Source organism: Pseudomonas sp. Leaf129 (genome assembly GCF_001423465.1).
Lineage (GTDB): Bacteria > Pseudomonadota > Gammaproteobacteria > Pseudomonadales > Pseudomonadaceae > Aquipseudomonas > Aquipseudomonas coleopterorum.
Genome location: NZ_LMOC01000007.1, coordinates 536234 through 542749 on the forward strand (window position 1 = coordinate 536234; position 6516 = coordinate 542749).

Genomic DNA, 6516 nt, shown 5'->3' on the forward strand with positions numbered 1-6516 from the left:
GAACCGCCCATGGCTCTACCCAAACTGTCCGTAGGTGCCCTGGGCGGCACCATCAGCATGCAGACCCAGCCCACTGGTGCAGGTGTTCAGCCCAGCCTGAGCGGGCAGGGCATGGTGGATCTGCTGCCGCAACTCACGTCTCTGGCCGAGGTTCAGGTGCACACGCTGAACCTGTTGCCCAGCGCCTCCCTGAGCTTCCAGGCGTTGCTCGATGCCCTGGATTGGGCACGCGGCTGCATCGCCGCCGGTTCGGTGGGCGTGGTCATCAGCCAGGGTACCGACACTTTGGAGGAGGCCGCATTCTTTCTCGACCTGCTCTGGGATCTGGACGAGCCCCTGGTCCTGACCGGCGCCATGCGCGCGGCATCCCATTGCGGTGCCGACGGCCCGGCCAACCTCCTCGCCGCAGGGCAAGTGGCGCTGGCTGAACGCAGTCGTGGTCGTGGCGTGCTGGTGGTAATCAACGATCAGGTGCACGCCGCATCGCGAGTACGCAAGGTCGCCGCCTTGGCAATGGATGCCTTCGCCTCGTCGCCCTTCGGCCCGGTTGGACTGATGGTCGAAAACCAGGTGCATTACGCCGCTCCACCCCCGGCTCGCCACTGTGTGCCGTATCCCACTCGAACCGATCACAGCGTGTTGCTTCTGGAAGCAGCGTTGGATGCAGACACCCTCTTGCTCGACAGGGTCGTCGACGTCGGGTATCAAGGCCTGGTCATTGCCGGCTTTGGCGCTGGTCATGTTTCGCAGCGCTGGGCCACCTGCTTGCAGGCCATTGCCCAGCACCTGCCGGTGATAGTCGCTACCCGCACCGGCCAGGGTCCCACCGCCTGTGGCAGCTACGGCTTTGTCGGCGGCGAAATCGATCTGCAAGCCAAGGGTGCAGTCATGGGCAGCTTTCTCTGCCCACGCAAGTGCAGGATCCTGCTTTGGACCCTGCTCGGCAGCGGCCAGCAGGGTGCCCTGCAAGCCTACCTCGCTCACTTGGGCGACTAGGCCGCGGCAGATCCGGGGACATCGTCGACGCTGGCGGCTACAATGCGAGCATTCTTTTGATGACCCGATCGAGCAGACCATGGCCTACAACATCAGCAACGACGCGCTGACCGACGAACAACTGGATTACGTGGAAGAGGTGCTGGGGCAATACGCCAGCGAAACATCGGTCGGCAGCATTTCCGAGCTCGACGGTTTCTTTGCTGCCATCGTTTCAGGTCCACAGGCGATCGCCTTCGACGACTGGTACGCAGCGCTGTGGGGTGGTCCCGACCAACTGCCGGTCTTCAAGGATGACAAGCAGTTCCAGAAATTCTTCGATCTGCTCATCCAGCACATGAACCAACTGGCCATGCTGTTGGAGGAAGACTTCGAAAACTTCGCGCCGATCTTCAATCTGTTCGACGATGAGGAAGTCGTCAGCGTCGAGGACTGGTGCTACGGCTACGAGCGCGGTGTCGTGGTGGGCGGCAGCTGGCTCGACATGCCCGACCAGGAACAAGACCTGCTCGCGCTGATCACCTTGCACACACAGGGCGTCGACCTGCTCAAACGCGACGGTTCGGGCGAAGAGCTGGATGCCGAAGAAGCCATGGAAATGATCCAGATGGCCGCGATCCGTCTGCACCAGTATTGGTTCGAGCGTCGTCCGAGCAACACCCCGGTCATCGCCGAAACCAAAGCCGGGCGCAACGATCCCTGCCCGTGCGGCAGTGGCAAGAAATTCAAGCAGTGCTGCCTGCATTGAGGATCGAACACTGCGCACCGATTGCAAGTGGGTGATTTTTTTACCATTGGCGGCAAATTGCCGTTGACAGCGGCGCGTCAATCCGTAGAATTGCGCGCCACAGCAGGCACGTAGCTCAGTTGGTTAGAGCACCACCTTGACATGGTGGGGGTCGTTGGTTCGAGTCCAATCGCGCCTACCAAACAAATCCGCTCTGCTGGGCGGTGCAGAAGGGCGATCCGAAAGGGTCGCCCTTTTTCGTTTACGCGCAATAGGCTTGCACGCACTTGCCCCCAGTGGCCCGTGGCGCGCATTATTCCGATCATTTCTTCGACTTGGCCCATTGCATGACTCACAGCCCGGCTCCATCGCCTATCGACGAGTCCGAACGCTTGGCTGCGCTCGAGCATCTGAGTGTGCTGGACAGTCCCCCTGAGCCTGGTTTCGACGATATCGTCCACCTGGCGACACACCTTTGCGGCACACCCATTGGCCTGGTGTCGCTGGTGGACCGTGAACGTCAGTGGTTCAAGGCCTGTGTAGGGCTCGACGTCTCCCAGACTCACCGCGACCTGGCGTTCTGTGCCCATGCCATTCTGGCGCCCGATACCGTGATGATCGTGCCGGACACCCATCTCGACCCGCGCTTCATGAACAGTCCGCTCGTATTGGGCCCACCCTACATTCGTTTCTATGCCGGCGCGCCGATCATCACGCGCCAAGGCTCGGCACTGGGCACCGTGTGCGTTATCGACACCGTGCCGCGCACGTTGGATGCACCACAGTGCAACGCCTTGCAGGCCCTGGCCCGGCAGACGGCAGCGCAGTTGGAGCTACGCGTGCTCAACGAAGAGCGCGAACAACAGACCCTCGCCTTGTCCCGCCAGTTGGACAATGCGTTGGGTGAGCACCAGCAAACCCTGCAGACTTTGCGCCACGCTCAGCGAATATCCTCGCTGGGGCAGCTCACCGCTGGCATCGCCCACGACTTCAACAATTTGCTGCAAGCGGTCAGTGCCAGCCTGCAAATGACCCGCCTCAAGGCACGCAAACCCCTGGAAGTCGAACGCCTCACCGAGATCGGTTTGCAGGCGGTGCGGCAGGGCGCGCAACTGATTCACCATCTGCTCGCTTTCGCCCGTCGCGAAGAGCCCAGCGTGCAGGCGGTAAAGCTCGACGAGCGGATCGAGCACAACAGCGATCTGTTCGGCCGTGCGCTGGGCGCCACTACCCAGGTGCTGCTGGATCTGCAGGCACCCGCCCACGCAGTGATGTGCGACGCCCATCAACTGGACGCCGCCTTGCTCAATCTGCTGGTGAATGCCCGCGATGCCCTGCGTGGTGCCGGACAGATTCGAGTTGCGACCTGTCTGCGAGTGGTCTGCGGCGACGCGCAGCTGGCCGACGGTGACTACCTTTGCCTGAGCGTTGCCGACGACGGCCCCGGCATTCCTGAAGACGTACTGGCCCAGGTTTTCGAACCCTTCTATACCACCAAGGCCTCAGGGCAGGGCACAGGACTGGGCTTGTCGCAGGTCTATGGGTTTGCGTTGAGCGCCGAGGGTATCGCTCGGATTGAAAGCCGGGCCGGCGAGGGCACCACGGTTACCCTTTGGCTGCGATGCATCGAGGCGGTATAGCCAATCGCTTACACGCGGTGGCTACAATCGCCTCTATTGCGACCTTCACCACAGCAGTATTCTAGCCTCACTAACTGAGACGAAGGATACGACTCAGGGTCAGGGACGACCGGCCATTGCAAGGAAGCTGCTGACAGGATGTTGGAATGGCTAGACAAAAAACCCGCTTCGGCGGGTTTTTTGTTGGGCGCAGTTTTTCTCCGCCATCGCGGCAGGACCTGTCTGCCGCGATAGGCAGATCCGGTTACTTGCCTGCCACGATCCGCTTGACCATGGCTGCGTGACCACTCGCATCGCTGGCACGGGAAATCACCTGGACAACCGACATGGTCTGGCCTGATCCCGCCACAAAGGTGGTGGTCATGGTTGCACCGCCACCCATGGTCGCAGTGCTGTCTATCTGCTCCACACCCAGCTTGCGCAAGGTGATGCGCTTTTCGGCCGTTTTCTTGAAATCAGGCAGTGCGCTTGCCTGCTGCTCGATGAAGCCCGCGGTGGCGCCGGTCAGAAATTCATCGTCGTTGTCGGCGGCATGCCCACCCTTGGGAATGGGCAGTTCGGTGGTCACTACTACACGTTTCTCACTGTCATTCATGTACATCATCCCCTTGGCGCCCGCCGCATCGCTTTTCGGATCCGCGGGGGGCAGTGGGTTGACGGTATAGCCAGCTGGCAGGGTAAACATGAATTTGCCATCAAGCGTCTTGACGGTCTGTGTCTTCGGCGCGCTCGGTGCCGGCTTGGCGGCCCAGGCCACATTGGCCAGGCCCAGCGTTAAAGCGAGAAACAGGCAGGTGCGGCGCATTGACGAAACTCCAATAGGGTCAGGAGTGGGATCCTACTCCAGACCCTTTGGCTTGAGAACGCGCGCGAACCTCACTTATCCAGTGCCTGCACCAGCTCGTGCGCGAACCTTACCCGCGCTTCGTTCGGATAATTCTTGTTAGCCAACACGACCACCCCGATTCCCTTCGACGGTACGAACGCCACATACCCGCCAAACCCGTTGGTGGCTCCCGTCTTGTTGATCCATGCCTCGCCCAGCGGCTGCAGCGGATTGGTAGGCTGGGTTTCCAGGGCCACTGCGTTGGAGTTGCCTTGCACCAGGGTGTCGAGCGCCACTGGATAGCCGTATTGTTCCCAGATCAATCCCTGCGTCATGCCGCCTACCCTGAAGTAGCCCTGCTGCGTGGCCTTCAGCGCTTCACGAAGTTTCGCCGGTACCGTCACCGTACCCATCTGTGCCTGCAGGTAGTGAAGCATGTCGCGGGCACTGGACTTGAAACCATAGGCCTCATCGGCCAGTACCGCAGGATTCAGCCGTACGGGCTGATCTTGCTTGTCGTAACCCTGCGCATACAACGGCAACTGGTCAGCGGGTACATCCAGATAGGTATGGGCGAGGCCCAGGCCCGGAAGCAGTGTGTCGTGCACGGCCTGGGCGAAGGAAATATTCATGCTTTTGGCAGCGATCAGTCCGAGCAGGCCGATGCTGGGGTTCGCATAGCTGCGCTGGGTACCCGGCGCATAGCAGGGTCGCCAGTCGCGAAAGTACGTCATCAGTTGCGCATCGTTCTGGATGTCATCCGGCAGTTGCAAAGGGAATCCGCCAGCACTGTGAGTGCCCAGATCAGCCAGCGTCACCTGATCCAGCGGTGTGCCGCGCAACGCTGGCAGATATTGGCCAGGATGATCGCTCAATGACAGCTTGCCATTGGCCTGTGCATAGGCGGCCAAGGCGGCAGTGAAAGTCTTGCTGATCGAACCCAGCTCGAACAGTGTGTCCGCAGTAACAGGTGTCCGTGCCTCTCGCGAAGCCAGTCCATAGTTGAAGAACATCTGCTGACGCCCATCGGTCACCGCGATCGCCATGCCGGCGATGTTGTACTGACTCATCAGGGACTCGGCCCGAGCCTTGACCAGGGTTTCGACTGCGGATGGCGCAGCCTGGACGCTTGCCCCCGTCCACGCCGTCGCGAATGCCACCAGGCATCCAATGGTCATGAGTGTGCGGGATCTGCCCATGAATGACTCCTTTGTTGTTTTGATCGGTACTGATTGTCTCTGTCTAGACGCTCTATTATCCCGGCATCTCGCTTTCCCGTGCCAGCCGCTATGATGGGGCGTCTGTGAAAACGCCGCGAGGAATCATGAAATCAACAACCTGCATGCTTCTGGCACTGCTGGCTCCGTTGTACGCCCACGCCGCGGGCGACGCTGTGGCCGGTCGGGCCACATTCGAAAAGAACTGTGGTGGCTGCCACAAGGTTGGCCGAGGAGCCCAGGCCGCCTTCGGTCCGCAACTCAACGGAGTGATCGGCCGTCCCGCGGGAAGCACGAACGACTACAGCTATTCAGCCGAAATGAAGAACTCGGGCATTGTCTGGACTCCCGAGAAGATCGCAGCCTTCGTCGAGGCACCCAGCGATGTGGTGCCCGGCACCAAGATGCGCCTGTGGTGGTTCGGCAACGACCAAAAAATGGCTGACCTGCTCGAGTACCTCAAGAGTAATCCGTAGGACAGGTACCACGCGGTGGGATTGGGCAGGGGACTGACATTTAGGCGGCATCCTACAGTTAAGTATGAAACCCCACCCTTGGCAGTCTGGCCCGTCTTCGTATCATTGAGCGCTTCCATCACGGAGGACTGAATGGCGAAGGTGACAGTATTGATCGGGGTGGCAACGTTGTGTCTTGTGGCCTGTGCACCGAGCGGGCAGTACCCGCCCAATGGAATGAATACGCCGGATCCCTGGCGCAAGGGGCCGGCCGCGTACCGTGAACTGCCCATGGGCGACCCAAAGCGGCAGCATCTGTGCCAGTTGGAGTCGAGTCGACCTGAGTGCGAGCTGGTCCCGCCAGGACCTTGAGTCGCCAAATGGTCAATTGATCCACAGTCGTAAAAAACTTCCCGAGGGCTGTTGACTCCCCTGCAAAATCTTGTAATATGCGCCTCCCGCTGACGAGCAATCGAAAGCGCAAGCGGTTGAAGTTGTTAGAGATTCTCAAAAAACTTCTAAATAAACGCTTGACAGAATATGAGGCCAGCGTAGAATGCGCGCCTCGGTTGAGACGAAAGAATCAACCCACCGCTCTTTAACAATTGAATCAAGCAATTCGTGTGGGTGCTTGTGAGTTAAGACTGTTAGTCAA

The 6516-nt window shown here is 60.1% G+C and carries 6 protein-coding genes and 1 tRNA gene; 5 read left to right on the top strand and 2 right to left on the bottom strand.

Features of this window, described 5'->3' with window-relative positions; genetic code table 11:
* Positions 1-9 precede the first annotated feature (9 nt).
* The 4 genes from ASF66_RS14040 to ASF66_RS14055 all read left to right on the top strand — a co-directional run bounded on the left by ASF66_RS14040 (position 10) and on the right by ASF66_RS14055 (position 3363).
* Entirely contained in the window at positions 10-996 is a 987-nt protein-coding gene (locus ASF66_RS14040) for an asparaginase (RefSeq protein WP_056844278.1), read from the top strand.
* A 79-nt stretch (positions 997-1075) separates the two neighbouring features.
* Entirely contained in the window at positions 1076-1744 is a 669-nt protein-coding gene (locus ASF66_RS14045) for a UPF0149 family protein (RefSeq protein WP_049862503.1), read from the top strand.
* 104 nt (positions 1745-1848) lie between these two features.
* A tRNA-Val gene (locus tag ASF66_RS14050) sits at positions 1849-1925 on the top strand.
* A gap of 145 nt (positions 1926-2070) precedes the next feature.
* Entirely contained in the window at positions 2071-3363 is a 1293-nt protein-coding gene (locus ASF66_RS14055; RefSeq protein ID WP_056844304.1) for a sensor histidine kinase, read from the top strand.
* A 244-nt stretch (positions 3364-3607) separates the two neighbouring features.
* Here the strand turns inward: ASF66_RS14055 and ASF66_RS14060 are convergent, their stop codons facing one another.
* Entirely contained in the window at positions 3608-4168 is a 561-nt protein-coding gene (locus ASF66_RS14060) for a hypothetical protein (protein WP_049862504.1), read from the bottom strand.
* Positions 4169-4239: 71 nt separating this feature from the next.
* Positions 4240-5388 (bottom strand): class C beta-lactamase, encoded by a 1149-nt coding sequence (gene ampC, locus ASF66_RS14065; RefSeq protein ID WP_082484677.1) that lies wholly within the window; start codon positions 5386-5388, stop codon positions 4240-4242.
* Between the two features lie 125 nt (positions 5389-5513).
* On the opposite strand from ampC, the gene ASF66_RS14070 reads away from it, so the two are divergent.
* On the top strand, positions 5514-5882 hold the full coding sequence (locus ASF66_RS14070; protein ID WP_049862506.1) for a c-type cytochrome: 369 nt from the start codon (positions 5514-5516) through the stop codon (positions 5880-5882).
* Positions 5883-6516: the final 634 nt, after the last annotated feature.